This is a genomic window from Candidatus Limimorpha avicola (genome assembly GCF_056978975.1).
The window spans coordinates 1-18,659 of record NZ_DBMCYK010000010.1; the positions used below are offsets into that span (position 1 = coordinate 1).

At 38.1% G+C, this 18,659-nt stretch carries 13 protein-coding genes, 2 tRNA genes and 3 pseudogenes; 5 read left to right on the forward strand and 13 right to left on the reverse strand.

The window, feature by feature from the left end:
• Window positions 1–235: 235 nt before the first annotated feature.
• The 8 genes and pseudogenes from ACZOVS_RS05925 to ACZOVS_RS05960 all read right to left on the reverse strand — a co-directional run bounded on the left by ACZOVS_RS05925 (window position 236) and on the right by ACZOVS_RS05960 (window position 10,059).
• Window positions 236–1,669: a 4Fe-4S dicluster domain-containing protein gene (locus tag ACZOVS_RS05925; RefSeq protein WP_483996314.1), complete on the reverse strand. Its 1,434-nt coding sequence runs from the start codon at window positions 1,667–1,669 to the stop codon at window positions 236–238.
• A 12-nt stretch (window positions 1,670–1,681) separates the two neighbouring features.
• Window positions 1,682–2,842: a SpoIIE family protein phosphatase gene (locus ACZOVS_RS05930; protein WP_483996315.1), complete on the reverse strand. Its 1,161-nt coding sequence runs from the start codon at window positions 2,840–2,842 to the stop codon at window positions 1,682–1,684.
• A gap of 15 nt (window positions 2,843–2,857) precedes the next feature.
• Window positions 2,858–4,555, reverse strand: a complete 1,698-nt coding sequence (locus ACZOVS_RS05935; RefSeq protein WP_483996316.1) for a [Fe-Fe] hydrogenase large subunit C-terminal domain-containing protein — start codon at window positions 4,553–4,555, stop codon at window positions 2,858–2,860.
• A gap of 9 nt (window positions 4,556–4,564) precedes the next feature.
• Entirely contained in the window at window positions 4,565–4,855 is a 291-nt protein-coding gene (locus tag ACZOVS_RS05940) for a (2Fe-2S) ferredoxin domain-containing protein (protein WP_483996317.1), read from the reverse strand.
• A gap of 115 nt (window positions 4,856–4,970) precedes the next feature.
• Entirely contained in the window at window positions 4,971–7,586 is a 2,616-nt protein-coding gene (gene adhE, locus ACZOVS_RS05945; protein WP_483996318.1) for a bifunctional acetaldehyde-CoA/alcohol dehydrogenase, read from the reverse strand.
• A 485-nt stretch (window positions 7,587–8,071) separates the two neighbouring features.
• Entirely contained in the window at window positions 8,072–8,323 is a 252-nt protein-coding gene (locus tag ACZOVS_RS05950) for a topoisomerase C-terminal repeat-containing protein (RefSeq protein ID WP_483996319.1), read from the reverse strand.
• A 317-nt stretch (window positions 8,324–8,640) separates the two neighbouring features.
• Window positions 8,641–9,384, reverse strand: coding sequence for a nuclease-related domain-containing protein (locus tag ACZOVS_RS05955; RefSeq protein ID WP_483996320.1), 744 nt, complete (start codon window positions 9,382–9,384; stop codon window positions 8,641–8,643).
• Between the two features lie 133 nt (window positions 9,385–9,517).
• Window positions 9,518–10,059: pseudogene (locus ACZOVS_RS05960) on the reverse strand (transposase).
• A gap of 444 nt (window positions 10,060–10,503) precedes the next feature.
• Between ACZOVS_RS05960 and ACZOVS_RS05965 the strand changes: the two are divergent.
• The 3 genes and pseudogenes from ACZOVS_RS05965 to ACZOVS_RS05975 all read left to right on the forward strand — a co-directional run.
• A complete protein-coding gene (locus tag ACZOVS_RS05965; RefSeq protein ID WP_483996321.1) occupies window positions 10,504–11,343 on the forward strand; it encodes an EcoRI family type II restriction endonuclease in 840 nt (279 codons plus the stop codon).
• Between the two features lie 12 nt (window positions 11,344–11,355).
• On the forward strand, window positions 11,356–12,336 hold the full coding sequence (locus ACZOVS_RS05970) for an adenine-specific methyltransferase EcoRI family protein (protein ID WP_483996322.1): 981 nt from the start codon (window positions 11,356–11,358) through the stop codon (window positions 12,334–12,336).
• Window positions 12,337–12,615: 279 nt separating this feature from the next.
• A pseudogene (locus ACZOVS_RS05975) lies at window positions 12,616–12,843 on the forward strand (DUF6261 family protein); the annotation flags it as partial.
• Window positions 12,844–12,912: 69 nt separating this feature from the next.
• Here ACZOVS_RS05975 and ACZOVS_RS05980 read toward each other — a convergent pair.
• Complete coding sequence (locus ACZOVS_RS05980; protein WP_483996323.1) at window positions 12,913–13,701, reverse strand: HNH endonuclease; 789 nt, start codon at window positions 13,699–13,701, stop codon at window positions 12,913–12,915.
• 52 nt (window positions 13,702–13,753) lie between these two features.
• Here ACZOVS_RS05980 and ACZOVS_RS05985 point away from each other — a divergent pair.
• Window positions 13,754–14,017 (forward strand): annotated as a pseudogene (locus ACZOVS_RS05985) (DUF4138 domain-containing protein); the annotation flags it as partial.
• Window positions 14,018–14,442: 425 nt separating this feature from the next.
• Here the strand turns inward: ACZOVS_RS05985 and ACZOVS_RS05990 are convergent.
• The 4 genes from ACZOVS_RS05990 to ACZOVS_RS06005 form a co-directional block, all read right to left on the reverse strand.
• Entirely contained in the window at window positions 14,443–14,922 is a 480-nt protein-coding gene (locus tag ACZOVS_RS05990; RefSeq protein WP_483996324.1) for a zinc-ribbon domain-containing protein, read from the reverse strand.
• Window positions 14,906–16,576: a zinc-ribbon domain-containing protein gene (locus ACZOVS_RS05995; protein WP_483996325.1), complete on the reverse strand. Its 1,671-nt coding sequence runs from the start codon at window positions 16,574–16,576 to the stop codon at window positions 14,906–14,908. Before ACZOVS_RS05995 ends, ACZOVS_RS05990 begins: the two co-directional genes overlap by 17 nt.
• Window positions 16,577–16,640: 64 nt before the next feature.
• A tRNA-Ser gene (locus ACZOVS_RS06000) sits at window positions 16,641–16,727 on the reverse strand.
• A gap of 39 nt (window positions 16,728–16,766) precedes the next feature.
• Window positions 16,767–16,851 (reverse strand) — tRNA-Ser (locus ACZOVS_RS06005).
• A 96-nt stretch (window positions 16,852–16,947) separates the two neighbouring features.
• On the opposite strand from ACZOVS_RS06005, the gene ACZOVS_RS06010 reads away from it, so the two are divergent.
• Window positions 16,948–18,570 (forward strand): hypothetical protein, encoded by a 1,623-nt coding sequence (locus ACZOVS_RS06010; protein WP_483996326.1) that lies wholly within the window; start codon window positions 16,948–16,950, stop codon window positions 18,568–18,570.
• The last annotated feature ends 89 nt before the right edge of the window (window positions 18,571–18,659 follow it).

Below are 18,659 nucleotides of genomic sequence, written 5' to 3' on the forward strand. Positions count from 1 at the left end.
GCCTTTGCGATCTGCTTTGACAATTATTTGACAAATTAAAAAAATGTATATATTTGCAGTCGAAATATGAATCTCAATTACACACTTTTTGAAACACTACCGTACAACTCCATGTTTCATGTTTTTGCGCCGGATATTTTTTGTGATCCTTCGGCAAAATAAGAAAAGAGATGTATCAAATCTATCGATCCGACACATCTCTTAAATCAATACTCATATATAAGAACCTATGACATCAGGTCTTCAGTTCATACAGTTTAACTGAATTGAATATATCTTTTTCTTTTGCCTCGTTGCCATATTTCTCGACATCGACAATATTTTTAGGACTATGGGTAATACAGAGAGGGCCATTAAGACATCCGCCCTCACATGCCATACCTTCAAAGAAGTTGTACGGAGACTTGCCCACTCTCAGTTTAAGCAGGTTCATCTTGCATTCATCCAGGCCGTTCATCGCCACAGGATTGATATTGTCCACTCCCATCTCGGCACCCATTTCGGTTATGCCTTGTGCTATGCCGCCCGATTTTGCAAATATTCTTCCATAGAACGATGCGTTATTCAACTCGGTGTCATCCATAGCGGTAGTATCGATATTACGGGCATCGAGGAACGCCTGCAACTCTTCAAAAGACATCACACTATCTATTGCGCCTTTTGTCTTGGCAAGTTTATATTCTTTCTTTTTGGAGCTACAAGGTCCGATAAACACCACTTTGGCTGTAGGGTCGGAACGTTTTATCAACAGTCCCACCTCAACCATAGGCGATACAGAATGAGAGATATATTTAGCGAGGTCAGGGAAGTTTTTCTCGATATAAGCCACAAAAGAAGGACAGCATGAAGTGGTAAGCAGTTGACGTTCTTTAAACTCATTAGCCTCGTGATACAATGTAATATCAGCACCGAGGGCGACCTCCACCACCTGATGGAATCCCAACTTCATGATAGCTGTCACCACCTGCGATACTCTTCCGAAACGGCATTGGCTGACAATAGAAGGAGCTATCACGGCATAGACCCTGTAATTCTTGTTATTATCAGATTTCTTTAAAATATCTATAATATCGAGGACAAGGGATTTATCGCTTATTGCACCGAAAGGACATTTATAGACGCAAGCGCCGCATTCTATACATTTCTCATTATCTATGGAAGCCTTACCATAATCATTCATCGTAATAGCCTTTGCTTTGCAGCTTTGGACACAAGGACGATGCAATGCCAAGATAGCAGAATAAGGACAAGCCTTTGTACATTTACCGCATTCGATACATTTCTCATTATTAATAACGGCCTTGTTGTTGACTATCGTTATAGCATTTTGAGGACAAACCTCGGCACAGCTATGCATCAAGCAGCCGCGGCATGCCGGTGTGACATATATACTGTCGATAGGACATTCATCACATGCAGTATCGATAACCTCGATGACATTAGGATTATCTTTATCGCCACCCATGGCAAGTTTCACACGTTCCTGTATGATGGCACGTTCTTTATAAACACAACAGCGTGTTTCAGCCTTTGGACCCGGAGCTATGATCTTTGGAATATCGATATAAGCATCTTCAAGTCCACCTTCATAAGCACGGCGAATGACTTCTTTCAAAACCTTGTACTTCTCCAACTGTACATTGGTATCAAAAACTCTATTATTTGTCATAACAAATATGAATTAATCGTAATTAAGAATAACAGACTTACCCATGGCACGCAGATTCTCTGCAAGTTTCTCCACGAGTTTCAATTTCATTGTAGTATCTATCGGCAATCCCTGGTGAGCCACATTGACACTTTGACCGACGAAAAACTTAATATCCGTAGCCTCTTCAAAAAGCACAGTAGCGAGCAGCGAAGCCCCATCAGTCTTGGTAAATGTCTTAGGTGTCAGGTCATGGATAGAAAGATAACGTTCCGACAGTTGCAGCAGTCTTCTCAGTGTTATAACGCCTTCCGTTGTCAAGTCGATGCCGTCGATATAACCTATCGGGGGCACCTCCTTATCCGGGAAATCGAAACTTGTGCGTACCGTCGTTTTAAGATATCGAGCGACTATCATGGAACTCGTTCCGCCGCAGACCACTTTTTTTCCATCACCACTTAAAAAGTTCGAAACATAAAAGTCGTCTTTTTCCTTATCCACCGGAGGTCCAACCATGATATTGACATTCAATTTCTCACGTATTTTCAACGCTGCCACTGTAGTATCATCTCCGGGTTTGTCGAGATACAAATCGTTACAGGCGGAAGCGAGAAGGCACGCTATTGCTCTTGCAGACATTGTCGGTTTAATGTTATTATTCAGATGTTCTATAATTTGTGGGCGTTGCCATCCAAAATTAAGTATCATACCTATGCCGGCATGAATGGTACCATCAGACATAACAAGAATACAATCGTCTTTCGAGAGTTTCAAATCGGATTTATATACTTTTTTACCACAGATATCCAATGCGGTACGGTCGAAATCAGTGCAACGTCCTTCATGATAATATATAGCCTGAGGGTTGTCGAACTCAAACAGATAGCCCTCTCCTTTATTATTAACATGAATAAGGGAGAATGTAGAATATGCCACGCCTCGTTCTTTACAAACCGGAAGAGTTTGTATAATAGTCTCCACGCATTCATACATGTCTATGTCATTGGAAACCATGGTACACAATATCTTGGAAGTCAGCGTGGACAAGATATTAGCCTTCACGCCGCTACCCAAGCCGTCGGCAAGGACGAGAGTGGTATAATCCCCGTTGCGGCTGATCTCTACATTGTCGCCACAAAGTTCTTCTCCATATTTATTCAAAGAAGTACAACCACATTCCAAACACAGTTCCATGTTATACTCCTTTCACTAATCCGACAATGTTTTCTTAAGTTTCAGCAAAGCCACCTTTGTCTCAGCTGTAGTCTCACCCAACAAAGACGCAATTTCCTGAGCCACACGCATCTGTTTCTTTATCACTTCATCAGTAGTCTCTATGGTTTCCATCTTCATTTTCTTCAACTCTTCATTATAGTTGATAGTTTCGGTGACGTCTTTCATGATGCCGAACAGGAAGTCATGTTCTTTCAAGAAATTTATTGACAAGTCGATATAACATTTAGTCTTGGGTACAAACATTCCTTTTATATCCACATGACGTTTCTCGCTATAAGCTATCATGAAGTCGGCAGGGTTAAAGAAGTCCACAGCAGGACGCCCAATGGCACGAGGGTCGTCTATACCGAGCAAATCGCAAGCCTTGTCGTTGATTTCCACTATCTTCATATCAGAATCAAGTACAATAAGACCTTCGGGGCTATTCTTTATTATCTCGTATGACATAGACTCAGCGCGTTTACGCATATAAGGCAGACATATCTCTATGTCGGCATATCCGTTATACACAGCCCATGCCTTTTCACGGCATGTGGCATATCCGCAAGCGCCGCAATTGAGTTCATCTTCTTTCTTAAACTTGCCGGTTTTATGCAATATAGCCTCTATTTCGCGTTCAGGCACCGGCAAACTGTGATTGCGGATGCGTGGATATGTTGCTGTAATATCCACATCAGAGTGAATATCAGGTTCCGGTGAAAGCAAGGCGATTTTTTCTCTGTTGACGTAATCGCGTACATCGGATGTAGCCTTGATGCTGCCGCCTTTGCGTTCCAAGCTGCATGGTCCGTTCACACAGGCATCCTCACAAATATTCATCTCTATAAATACATTACTGAGACTTTCAATATTCTCCAATGCCGTAGCACAACGGTCAGGGCCATCGACAGCCATATATTCATAATTATCAGGCAGCACGTCAAAAGATTTTATGATACCATGACTTATAGGGAACGACTTGGCGAGGTTGAAATGGTTGCCGGCTTTATTATTTATCATGACATTGGTTATATCTTCCAATATGATGTTTTTCTCTTCAAACATAGTAACCATGTCTTCAAATGTCAGCACTCCATCAATAAGAGAACTTTCAGCAGCCTCGCGTTTCTTGGCAATACAAGGTCCGATAAACACTATCTTGGCATCGGGATACTGTTTTTTAATGATTTTGGCATGTGCTATCATAGGGGAATCCACAGGTGCGAGATACGGCAATGCCTTAGGATAATATTCCTGTATCATGCGGCATACGGCAGGACAGGCTGAAGTGATAAAATTCTTGAACTGCCCTGATTTCAGGAGTTTTTTATATTCCTGAACCACTGCCTGAGCACCAATCGCTGTCTCTTCAGCATCGAAGAAACCCAATTTTGCCAATGCCAATTTAAACACAGAGAAGTCTTTCAAGCCAAAACTCGAGATGAAAGAAGGTGCCACACTTGCTATCACTTTATTTCCGCTCTGCAGCAGACTTTTCACATCATTCATCTCACTGTGAACCACCTTGGCATTTTGCGGACATATCAGCGTACAATGTCCGCACAAGATACATCTGTCTTCTATAATAGTAGCCTGATGCCCCTTGACATCTATAGCTTTTACAGGACAACCTCTCAAACATTTGTAGCAATCCCTGCATTTTGCATCACGAAATTCGAGATATTGAGCCATGACGAATTATTATTTCAGATTCAACAAAGGATATATCTCTTTGGCAAACAACTCTTCTGCATTGTCTTTATTCACATTGTGAATAAAAAGCTCATCCTTCCCTATTTGTTTCACCGTCGGTTCGTCAAGGTCGTCAGCTTTCACTGTAACACCCTGTGAGCAAAAGCCAAGACAGAAGCTCGCCTGCAAATCGACAAGGTCTTCAACATCATATTTTTTCAATATCTCTTTGAAAACCTCTATCACATCGTATGAACCTTTCAAATGACATGAACTTCCGACACAAACTTTGATATTCATAATTATTCCTCCTTTAATTATTTGATATATTCGTTTTGATAAATGTTTTTTAAGATTGATTTTATTTTTAACGATCATGTGCCGTACTTCCTGGTACGGCACATATTTTCAATTATCATTCGCCATAATAAGCCTTCTTATAAATTTCAATTATGTCTTCTATAAGCGGGTAGCGCGGATTAGCGCCCGTACACTGGTCTTCATGAGCACGTTCTGCCAAACCTCTCAGGTTACTCATGAAAATATTCTCGTCTATGCCACATTCTTTTATCGACATTGGCATATTCATATCTTTCATCAGTTTACGTATGGCTGCTATCAGGTTGTTCACGCCATCCTGTGTAGTCTTGCCTCCCATGCCGAGGAACCTTGCCACTTTGGCATAACGTTCGTCAGCGACAAAATATTCATATTTTGGGAATATGGCGAATTTATCCGGTTTGGAAGCATTATAAGCAATAACGTATGGTAAGAGCAAGGCGTTGGCTCTTCCGTGAGGTATATGATATTCTCCGCCAAGTTTATGAGCCATACTGTGATTCAGACCGAGGAAAGCATTGGTAAATGCCATACCTGCAATACATGAGGCATTATGCATCTTCTCTCTTGCCTTAAGGTCTTTGGCTCCATTGTCGTAGGCACGTTTCAAATAAGAGAACACCAAGTCGATAGCCTGAAGACAGAGACCGTCGGTATAGTCGTTTGCCATATTGGAGACGTAAGCCTCGAGGGCGTGAGTAAGCACGTCAAGACCTGTGTCTGCTGTTGCCGATTTAGGAAGACTCGTAACAAACTGCGGGTCTATGATGGCGACATCAGGACGGAGTGCATAGTCCGTCAACGGATATTTGACATTGCCATTCTTTCTATCCGTGATGACAGCAAAAGCCGTAACCTCGCTACCTGTTCCGGAAGTTGTGGGAATAGCAACAAACTTAGCTTTGGAACCAAGTTTAGGGAACTTCACCACTCTTTTTCTGATATCCATAAACTTTTGTTTTATGCCATCGAAAGTAGTCTCAGGGTGTTCAAAGAAAAGCCACATTCCTTTTGCTGCATCTATTGCAGAACCGCCGCCGAGGGCTATAATGACATCAGGATTGAAATTCTGCATTTCGGCAACACCTCTTCTTATCGTTTCCACATCCGGATCCGGCTCTACATCCGAATAAATCTTGGAATGACAATATTGCGCACGTTTTCTGAGATAATACAGCACTTTATCAACATAGCCGAGTTGTACCATTGTAGGGTCGGTGACTATAAAAGCTCTCGATATGTCATCCATTTTTTCAAGATATTGCACTGAACCATATTCAAAATAAATCTTGGGCGGCACCTTAAACCATTGCATATTGACTCTTCTTTTTGCTATTTTCTTTTTATTTATCAAGTTAACTGTTGACACGTTGGCTGTAGTACTGTTATGACCGTAGGAACCGCAGCCGAGCGTAAGGGACGGAGTATTTGTATTGTAAATATCTCCTATGGCACCTTGCGATGAAGGCTGATTTACTATTATTCTTCCGACGCGCATGGCTTTGCCGAACTCTTCGATAAGTTGGTTATTTGTCGAATGAATGATGGCAGAGTGGCCAAGTCCTCCGAAGTCAAGCATCTTTCCGCAGATATCAAAACCTTCTTCATGATTTTCCACTATATAATAAGCTAATACCGGAGACAGTTTCTCACGTGACAGCGGATATTCAGGACCCACACCTTTCAGACGTGCCAGCAATATCTTGGTTTTCTCAGGCACTTTAATTCCGGATTTCTCTGCAATCCATGAAGCGCTTTTACCCACCACATCAGGGTTGACAGCACCTTTCTCACTATTGATAACAAATTTAGACACCAATTCTATCTCTTTCTCATTCAAGAAGTAACAGTTATTGGCTTTCATATAGTCTTCAAAAAGTTTAGACACCACTTTATCGACTATTACAGCCTGTTCCGAAGCGCATATCATGCCATTGTCGAAAGTCTTGGACATCATAAGGTCAGTACAGGCACGTTTCACGTTGGCAGAAGTCTCAATATAGCAAGGAGCGTTACCGGGACCGACGCCTATGGCAGGTTTTCCGCAGCTATAGGCTGCTTTCACCATGCCGGAACCTCCTGTGGCGAGGATGAGAGAAACATTAGGATGATTCATAAGAGCCTCAGTAGCATCGATAGAAGGATGTTCTATCCATTGGATACAATATTCCGGAGCTCCGGCAGCTATTGCCGCATCTCTCAATATCTTGGCTGCTGCTGCAGAAGACTTTTGTGCCGATGGATGAAATCCGAAGATGATAGGGTTACGTGCCTTCGTACAGATGAGTGACTTGAACATAGTCGTTGACGTAGGGTTTGTAACAGGTGTCACGCCGGCTACAATACCGACAGGCTCTGCCACCTCTTCGTATCCTTCCAACTCATTGTCGGAAACTACACCAACTGTTTTTTCATTCTTGATAGAATTCCATATATATTCGGTTGCAAAGATATTCTTCACCATTTTATCTTCAAAGACTCCCCTCCCCGTCTCTTCTACTGCCATCTTTGCAAGTGTCATATAGTTGTCCAATCCGGCCAACGACATGGCATAAACAATCTTATCAATCTTCTCTTGGTCGAATGTAATATATTCTTTCAATGCCAGTTCTGCATTCTTAACCAAAACATCGACCTCATTTTTAATCGACATCTTTTTGTCGATTTCAGGATTTTCATTCTGTTTTTGCATGACTTAATAATTTTATCTATTACTAATCAATGATTTAAATTACACAACTCAATTATAACTTAGTCTCTCTTTTTTCTTCTTTACTAATTTATTCTGCAAAGATAAAAATATTTTTATGACATACATGATTTTTTATTCAAAATTTACATATTGACAATCAGAATATTAGAAATAATTTACCTGAAAAAGCTGTTAAACACGAAACAATTTGCAGGTTTAACATACCAAAGAAGCCTTATTTCCTTGAATCTTTGCTTAAGAACAACTGCCGAAAACCGACAAAAATCCATGACACGTTTATATGGAGATACATTTGGAATATAAAAAAACAACAATTAAAAATAAATCCGTAAATAACAATCATTTGAATATATAATAATCATATAATACAAATGGACAATCAAACAAAGTCGTAACATGACGACATTTGAAATCAATTATCATAATCAAGAAAACAAGGGAAACACTTGCATAAATACTAATGATTATAATTCCAACGGTAAACATTGCAGATTGTCATAAGAAACGAAATGTTTTCGCACTTCCGGAAACGTCATTAGACTGTCTGAAATGTTTGCAGTCTCTAACGGGATCTGTGTCTTCCCTGCCTGTTTGCTATTGGACCCGTTGACTATTCCAGTGCGGTCATTGGCAAGCAGTTCCGTTATCTTAGTGTCGGAGAGTATCTTCCCGGCTTTCACGCGGAATACGGAAAGTCTGCAAAACAGAATTGTCACAGCGCAAGACTTTGCAGAAAAACTGTATCCGTCCCGTCTTGTACTTGGAGCAGAAGCACTACAATGTTGATGGCGCAAACAATTTGTCGCGGGTCAGCAGTTTAGTCATGATTTCAGTGGTATAGCATCAATCTCCTTTCGAAATGCTGTGTCGCGTAAATCAATATTCGATACGTTCCATTCGTCCTTTGGCGGCACTTCTGGAATTTAGATCTCTTCCCCCATTTTCTCGAATATACGCTTTTTTGGATTCAGTTATTATAAATACTTTTCTTTGTTTCAATAATGCATGGTAAAACTTCAACTATGCTATTGCATTAATGTTTTATCAACCGTCTCCATATTAACCTAAATAGTCTGTTGCCACCGCTTATGACAGGTGGCGGGGCTCCGACACGGTTTCTGCGTACAAAATCCAGGTGGCGGGCGATTATTTCCGGATTATTCCCGTTCTCCACAGCTTGGCTAAGCAGACGTACAACACCTTTAGTATCAGTATATTGAGCTAACGGAAACTTCTTTATCTTTTTCAATACATAGTTAATGTTATTGGCATACCCAACAAAAGTATTGTATGCCCAATAATTCACATTTTTGAGTGTACAATTTCCTGCGAAAAGGACAACATTAAATATAGGCAAGCGGGCCAATTGTTCAGACTGTTCCCGAAGTGCCTTTATATGCCCGGCATTCTGCATGATCGGGTTGTAGAAACGATACTTTTCCTTGCCATAATTCAGGACCTTGGTCCAATATTGCTGTTTCTCATTGCCGAACAGCCATCCGCTATAATCTTTTACCTCTATGGCAAGTAATCCTTGCGGTGTTACCACAACTATATCTATTTGCGAAAACTCACCGTTTCTCTTTTGCAGATAAAGGTCATGAAATATGGCATCCGGACGAAAACCCTTTCTCAGCATTTTAACTACCAGTTTGCGTTCTGCCTTTGTCCCTCGCTTTAGAGAAGATACAGAGTATAGTAATTTAATATTTCGCAGATAATGCAAAATTGGAATTACTATGCAACCAAGTATCAGAATGATGATTATATATTTCATGGTAGTGTTTCAAAAAGTGTGTAATTGAGATTCATATTTCGACTGCAAATATATACATTTTTTTAATTTGTCAAATAATTGTCAGAGCAGATCGCGCAGGCTTGCCGAAGCGGGCTGCTCTGACAATAACTTTTTATTCCTCCCATCTGAATTTCTTATTTTCCATCTTGAATAATGGTATCTTATATTCATAACTTTTTCTCGTCATCGCCACATGTTCCGACAACAATATCGTTGATTCCGGATTAGGTAACGCCCCTCTCATTTTCGTTGTCCTTTTATAATCCCTGTTTAGTCTCTCTATCCAATTGGTCGTGTATATCATACTTCTTATTTTATAATTATATTCCAAATATGTGAAATAATAAACATTCCTCTCATTGTTCATCTTATTACCAAAAACAGGATAATATTCTTTCCATTTCTTACAGAACTCTTTCCATCTTTCCATTCCTGCTGCTTTCGTATCATTTTTATCATCGCAGCTGAATACTTCCTTGAGGTCCATTGTCATCTCTGCCTTGTGCTTGGGTTTGATGTATTTTTGACATTCTCTTTGTAAATGTACCGTACATAACTGTATTTCCGCTTCTTTATAATGTTTGTTCATAACATTCTCTATACCTATCCGTCCGGCACCACCAACCATGTCTCTTTTACTCCTCTGTTTTTCAAATCATTAAATATGTCACTCCAAAAAGATGAACTTTCCGTTATCCATTACTCATGTCTTTGCTTGTGGCATTATGTCCTTCCCTTTCCGCCTTCATCAGTATCTCAAGACTCATTTTCAGTATTTCTTCTATTCCTTTTCCTTCTTTGATTATCTTTTCAATAATTTCGTATCTTTGCTCCTATGTAAAATTCATGTTTTGTTTTTTAAAAATTTATCTACTACAAAAATATCAAACTTTGAATTTTACACACTTTTTGGGACAGTATACATTCTAGTAGCTTCTCTACCCGTTCATAAAAGAAACAAATTACAAAAAATTACCTTGGTTATTCTGTATTTGAGAATATAGTGCACAGGGCGATATAACATAAAACTACTTAACATCATATAGATTATCGCCATATTTTACTATTTTTGCAAAGTGATATATTTATGAGAAAAATATGGCTAAAAAGAATCAATCAAATAGATTAACGGAACAACAAAAAGAATCAAAAGGTGTAATTGGCATCTTCGGTGAAGAAGCTAAACTACACGATATGACGGTTGGAAAAATTTCTCATTACGTAATCAAACACTTGAAGGAAGAGTTTCCGCAGTTATCTTTCCGTTACAGGACAAGCATTACAAAAGAGGAAATAAATGAAGCATTAAAGAAGGTTGATCCAGAATTGGGACAAACACTTTTTGTACCTCATTCAAGCATTATACCTGATGGTGGAATTATAGAGGTGAAAGATGACAATAACAATTGGAGGGTTGTTTTGGTATCAGAAGCCAAGCATCAAGGGAAAGATGTTGAGAATATCAGGAAAGGAAAGTTGGTAGGTAAAAACAACAATCAAGACCTGATGGCTGCCGGCAATGCGATAGAAAGGTCTCACAAGAATATTTCTGAAATAGCCAATTTGATGTTGTCTGAATCCCATTTTCCTTATGCTTTGTTTCTTGAAGGTTCAGACTTCCTGACCGAAACTATTTTTATAACAAGACCTGATGGAAGAGTTGTAACGCTGGAATACAACTCAGGAATGTTGAACAGACTGGATAGATTGACTGCGGCTAATTATGGAATGCCAATCAATACGAATTTATGCAAGAATAAGTTTGTAAAGCATGGAGATAAAATGATTATGCTCCAAGCTACTTCCATCTATACACAAGGAAAGGGTGAAAAATGGAATGCACAGGATATGTTTGATATAATGCTTGAGATTTCAAAAACCTCTTTGCAAATATTAGGTAGCGAACTGTTCAACCAACTCACGAAAACAAACCATTAAAAATAGATTGAAATGGCAAGGAACGCAACAAATATGTTATTACAGAAGGCTAAAAAATTGAAAAGTGACGAGTTTTACACACAACTTTCAGATATAGCCAGCGAATTGCAGCATTACAAAGAACACTTCAAGGATAAAGTGGTCTATTGTAATTGTGACGATCCGCGGAACAGTAATTTTTTCAACTATTTTGCCAATAACTTCAAAGAATTGGGATTAAAAAAGCTGATAACCGCATGCTACAAGGAACAAACAAACGATTTGTTCAATGCGAAAGAAAACGAAAAAGCATTTTGCTTCGAATATACAGCAGATGAGGGGGAAAAAGATATTTTGGATTCTTCGGATTTTCTTTACTTCAAAGGCGATGGTGATTTTCGCAGCCAAGAGAGCATACAGCTGTTAAAACAAGCCGATATTGTCGTAACCAATCCTCCTTTTTCCTTATTCAGAGAGTATGTGGCTCAGTTAATCAAATACGATAAAAAATTTCTTATTATAGGAAATATCAATGCGATAACTTATAAAGAAATATTTCAGCTAATCAAAGAAAACAAAGTATGGTTAGGCATTAATCTTGGAAGAGGTATTTCCGGTTTCATTGTTCCAGACCATTATGAACTTTATGGTACGGAAGCACGGATTGACGAAGCAGGAAACAGAATAATCTCGCCCAACAATTGTTTATGGCTGACTAACTTGGAAACTCCCAAACGACATGAAGATATTGTACTTACAAAAAAATATCAGGGAAATGAAGCAGAATATCCCAGATATGATAATTACGACGGGATTAACATTGACAAGACACAAGATATTCCGGCAGATTACGCAGGATACATGGGAGTTCCTATTACATTCCTGCATAAGTTCAATCCAGACCAATTTGAAATCATCAAGTTCAGAAAAGGTAATGATGATAAAGATTTATCCATAAATGGGAAATGTCCTTATTTCAGAATATTAATAAAGAATAAACGGTTACAAGCATAATAGGTAAATGCTGAGATTACATCCTCCAATTCTCCCATTTCGTCTTCTAAATCCTGCCATTTGATAAATATCCCAACGCCCCTTGACAAAAACATGCCTCCGGCATATCTTTACCCCGTCCCCGGCAATATACTATATCGACCGCCCCAATATACTACTTTGGGCCTTCCGATATACATACTATATTGCCTTGGATTATATAAAAACACATCAAACAAATACTACTATGCCATTCTACAAAAAAGCATTCAGCAAGGCGCGTAGTGTCTATTATCCGCCCGCACCGTGCAGGAGGCTTCGCGCACGGTGGGCATCGTGAAACAAACGCGCCAGTCGACCGACGAGGCTTATCGCTCGTTGGTGGATTTGGTGAATGCCCTTGCAGTGGTCAACGGTGATGCTCCCTATGCGACTTTCATCGACCATGTGAACGTGCGCATCGACCAACAGAAGTCGGTGCTGAAGGGGCGGGCGACGAGAGGGGCGAAGGACGACAGCCCCCAGTAAAATAGAAATTGAAAAACGCATCCTTGGTTATTTGTTCAGGGATGCGTTTTTTGAAAAAACTTTTAATTTTCATTTCAATTCTAGTGAGATTGTATATTCTTTTCCATTCAGACTAAAATGAATATATTTCTCATTCCGTTCTAAAATTATAAGTTTTCCGAAATCAAATTCCTTATGATGATTCGGACAGAGAATAAGTATGTTATCTGGCAATTCAGGGCCTTTTTGTGCTTTCGGCGTTATATGTGCTGCTTCAATATAGAATGTCCCATCCGCTTTAGGTATCCGGGTTTCACACATTTGGCAAGTGAAATTGCGTAATAACTTCAACTGCGCAATAGTTTTATTATCCCTTAAATAAATCTTAGAATTGACAGTGATTTGTTCGGGGTCAGTAATCTTAATAGATTTTAGCTCATTGATTATCTTTTGCCTGTCAGTATTTGCTATTAGCGGTAACAATTCGTCTTCCGGAGTTTGCTCGCTATGGGATTGAAGCAACAATTTGGAGTATTTATCATATAGCTCCCATTCTTTATGAACGGTGGTATTCCGTTTGTTTTCGTAATAGATTATATGTTTTTTGAAAGCATCTAAAGCAACTTTCAGTCTTTCAATTCCGTATTTTTCATAGATACGATGTAGCATATAATCTCGGATTTCAGGCTGGATGGTTCTTGTGCATAGGGTTCCATCCAACATTCCTTTATAAGCATAATAATAAAAATGAAAAGATGTTTGCCTTAACTGGTGCTTGTCAAACATTTGTGCTTTTCCTTCATTCAGTTTTATATTCTTATGATATATTTCGTCGCACAATTTCCATATATCCGGAGCCATTTTATTTTTGTCTATCATATATGAAGCTGATTTATTGTTAGTGGCAAATATACTAATTCTTTGTGAGTTAATGCAGGGCATCTACAAGAACAATGACCGTAAAGTGCGACACTTGGGCAGCAAGCGTTTCGGCATACAGTTCTTAATCAAGGGGATTTACACCTATAACGGGATGCTTTACGTGCATACGCAGACGAAGAACAGTTCCAACGTGCCTTTCGACACGGACTTCATCAAGTTTAAGATTGTCGATAAGAAAGTGCCAAAACGCACAGCTATTCAGGAAACGGTACCGGATGCGGTAGGCAGGATAAATTACAGCAAAGTTTACGAAGACCGATAGAAGAGCCAAGAAAAAGTAGAGGATTCAAATTGTAATTGTTAAATTGCTCAATTTATGTAAAGAGAAGCAATCAAATGGAATTTTGATTGCTCCTCTTTATTATATCACGAAACATATAAATTTACCAACTTCAATTTGGAATAGACTGCAGCGATAGTATCTGACAAAGCAATCCGGTATTGCAGAATACTTTACTTAGAACGACGCAAATACCATTTCAAAGTCGATAAGATGGAAGCCAAAATTGTATTCAAAAAAATCAACAGCGAAACCAAGTTGGATATTCTCATAGACAAATCACGATTGGCAGAATGGTTTTCTTAACAATTTAATAAATTAAAACATTCAATACCTGTAATATAATAGATAACATATAATAATATTTATAAGCAAGGGTTCTACCGTTATAAAAGTAATTAATCAAGATTTTTACAATTAGGACATCCTTTACTCTTTAATAAAGAGTAAGGGTATGGATTCCAAATATAACCACATTTTTTACATTGGCATTCAATACGTTCATTAGACTTTGAAAAAGGTTTCAAAATTTTGATATTTGGAAATATACGATGTAATTCATCTTCATAATCTTTCGGATGTTTTTTCCCCTTAGGACTGCAATATATACATCCAACTCCTCTTGAGCGAACTCTAACCTTTTGTTTATAGGGCGGATGGTTAGGATTAGGGCATTTCCACAAGGCTTCATAATCAGATTTAGGAGTTACCTCATAAGGAGTTTTATCATTTTCAGAACACCATTCCGCAGCTAAGGCAGGATTTAGTATAGCTAAACTTCTATCCGGAGATATTTGTTTACCATGGCATACAGCACATCCTGAATGTCTATATACTCGACTTGCGATCGTTGCTTTATAACTATGTTTTTTTTCCATTATTACAATGCCAATAAAATAATCTAGTAGTATCAATACCTATATTTTGTGGAGTAAATCCAGTCGAATTATTTAGTTCATAATCCCATTCTGATGCTATTTCCGGATATTTATTAGCCAAACTATCTATGACATGAAATGCTTGTTTAGCGCAATATTTACAACCTTTACCTTGTAAATGCTCTGATGGTAATTGTTGAAAATCGCCATGTATCTTACAGGTTATTATAATAGGCGTTTTTGAATTTACATATACAGACTTTGTATAATCAAACTTATTTCCATGAATTTTTTTCGCCTCCTTAATCCATTCGTTTGTAGTATAATGTTGTTTCTTTGCACATTTTGGACATCCAGATCCTTTGTTTCGAGAACTTATAAGACTTTCCCAAACATATCCACATTTACTACATTTCCAAAAAACTTTTTTACTGGACTTCGGTAATACCAAGTTTGGAGTAAGAGGATAATTTAACTTATAATCCCATTCTTGTGATAATATTGGATTCACCGACAATAAATCTTGTCCACTAGGAACAATAGACAGTTCACTAAGTATTTGAGTCTTTATTTTATTAATGTCTACTTCAATATGAATTTCAGTTGTCGTGAATTTTGATAAAAGAACAAGCAATTTCTTGATTACTATTCCTAAGTTACCATAATCAGAGGAATACTTAAAAGTAAATATAGTACAAGTCGTATCTTTTATAATAGGGCATCCATCTTCACGTATTCGTATCAAATGAATACCACGCTTCTCCATCGTTTTATTTTTTAGCAAATCATGTTTAAGACGTTTCTCAGAATTGTGATAATATTCACCATCATATTCAATGCCTATTTTTATAGATGGTATAAATATATCAACTTCCATATTGTCTATTTTAGCCCCATTTATTGTATCTGGAAAAAGGAGTTTCGCATAATAATAAATTACTTGTTCTGGAAATGATGTGTGTTTACCTTTTGAACATTCTGGACATCCTCTACCATTATTTCTATTATTAACTCTTGCCAACCAGCTATGACCTTTTATACATTTCCACCATACCTTTTGATTAGAATATGCAGGTATATCGTACGGTGTTAGTACATTTTTATCATAATCCCATTCTTTTGCCAAATTAGGATTTTGTATGGCTAAAGAGTTTTCGATTATTAGTTTTTGATGAGAACAATATGGACAATTTACGCCAGTTTGACTCGTTCTGTTATTAGCTGAAGCTTGATATTTATGTCCGTTTTTACAATGCCACCAGTATTTTTTATTGCTATGTGGAGGAATTGTGTCTGGGTCTATTGTATTTAATTCGTAATCCCAATCATTTTCAATCATCTCGCTAAATTTAGCCTTAAGACTATTGAATCCAGGTATAATTATTCTTCCCAAGCAAATAGGGCATTTATTTGTTGTTTTAGCTCTTGATGGTGCCGTTCGATTACAAACTCTCATTTTATAAATTTGACCACATTGAGCACATTTCCAAAATACTTCTTTATGGGAACCAGCAAGAACCACATCGGGGGTTAAATCACCATTTTTTTCATAACACCATTCCTTGACTATTTCTGGAAATTTAGATGCCAAAGAATTAATATGCAAGAGTGATTTTGTATTATGCATGGTCTTTAATATAGCTAAAACACCCAAACTTACATTTTGGGTGTAAATTTGGGTGTAAAATCCGTAATTTGCTGATATTCACCCTTTATTGCGGAGAGAAAGGGATTCGAACCCTTGGATCGTGAAAACGATCAACGGTTTTCGAGACCGCCCCATTCGACCACTCTGGCATCTCTCCTATTATTATAAAAGCGACTCTGTCGCCGAGTCGCCCTCGCGGAGAAAGAGGGATTCGAACCCCCGGTACATTGCTGTACAACGGTTTTCAAGACCGCCGCATTCGACCGCTCTGCCATTTCTCCGCTGCAAAAATACAAATTTTTTTAATGCATCCACATTTTTGTAAAAAAATATTTTCCATGCCGTTTTTTTACATATCTTTGTTACCTCAAATGAGTATGAAAAGTTTTAAAATATTTTTGATATCATTGATTATCACAGTGTCTTATTCCATGACATGTGTTAACAACTCCCTTTTTGCCCAATCCTATCAAAGTCTGTCTCATGCGGAAATCGACTCCATAGCTTATATGCTGTCTGCAAAAAACAACAAAAAATGGCATAAACCTCTTTCAAAAAATTACGACTTCCTCGTTTTGTTGTCGCAAAATCTTCAAGACGATGCTGTAAAATATGCCGAAAAACATGATTTCCTCAATTCTGCAATATCATATTTTCACGCCTTGGATGCTGAAACGTCTATAAAAGAACATCATGCCGCATCTTCCAATAACGACATCGAGAGATTGACAGACATTTATATCGGTCTGGGTGACATATTTGCCGACATCAACTCGTTAAAGACAGCATCCTATTATTATGATAACGCACTCATGCTGTTCGAAGATGCCGACGACAACGAATCTGTCATCACCTTATTAATAACGATGGGCAAATTATACGATGACAACCATATTCCGGACATTGCCCTGCTATATTATGAGATGGCCGAAGAGAAAAACGACATACCTCAATATCTTGCCGACAAAATAGACTTTTGCAAGATAACGGCTCTTTATGAATTAGGAGACATCAAAACCGCGGACTCCATCTTCATGAGCATCGACCCGGCCGACAAGAACGACATGGATTTTCATAAGGTATCGTATCTATATTTTTATTACAAGGGTGACTATGATGAAGCCTTACAACATCTTCTGTATTGTTTCGAAAATGGAGACGACAATGACAAACTCGCAGCCTCGGAACTTCTCGCTGCCGTATATTTTGAACTTAACGACAAAGACAACGAACTTTTATATACACAATATCAGGCTAAAGCGACATCGGCTGAAATAAGAAAAACTCCGCTTAAACTTCAAATAGAAAAACTTCATGACGATTACCAACAGTATAAAATCCAAAAAGATACTGAAGAATCTTTAAAACATGACAAAATACGCATACTGTTTCTAATACTTGTCATCGTCACTTTGTCATTGATAATAATCGTTTTCATTATCAGAAGGAAAAAAATACACAACCGACTGTCGGAGGTCAGAAAATCCATACATGAAACACATGAATCCTTGAAAACCAAAGACAGTATTATAGAATCAAAAGACAAAATAATCGACGACATGTCGAAAAAAATAGAAGATTTGTCATCCCGTAAAGATGCAATGCTTTATTTTGAAGAAAGTTACAATAATTTCATCAACTGCGAAGTCATCAAATCCGCAAAAGCGGAACTCAAAGATGTAGTGATATTAACAAAGACCGTGCAGGATTTCTCACGTTTTGCATTGACAAACAATCAGTTATCCATTGTAATTAAGGCTTTCAACGACAATTTCCCAAACCTTGCCACTACTATAAGGAAGAATTACGAATCCATCACTACATCAGATTTCAAGTTTATGGTACTCAGTTTTGCCGGATTTTCCGACATTGAGATTGCCGTTCTGTTGAATCTGACATACAGTGCAGCCAACAAGAGAAGCAATAAAATCAAATCCATCTTCGATACCAAGGACGATTTAAATCATTTCATGTTCCATTTCCTTCGTTCCCAAATATAGAAGTATTTTTTATAAAATATTGATTATTACATGTTTATAAAAATTTTGTCGATAATTATCCATAAAATACAAAGTAAAAATCCTTGACA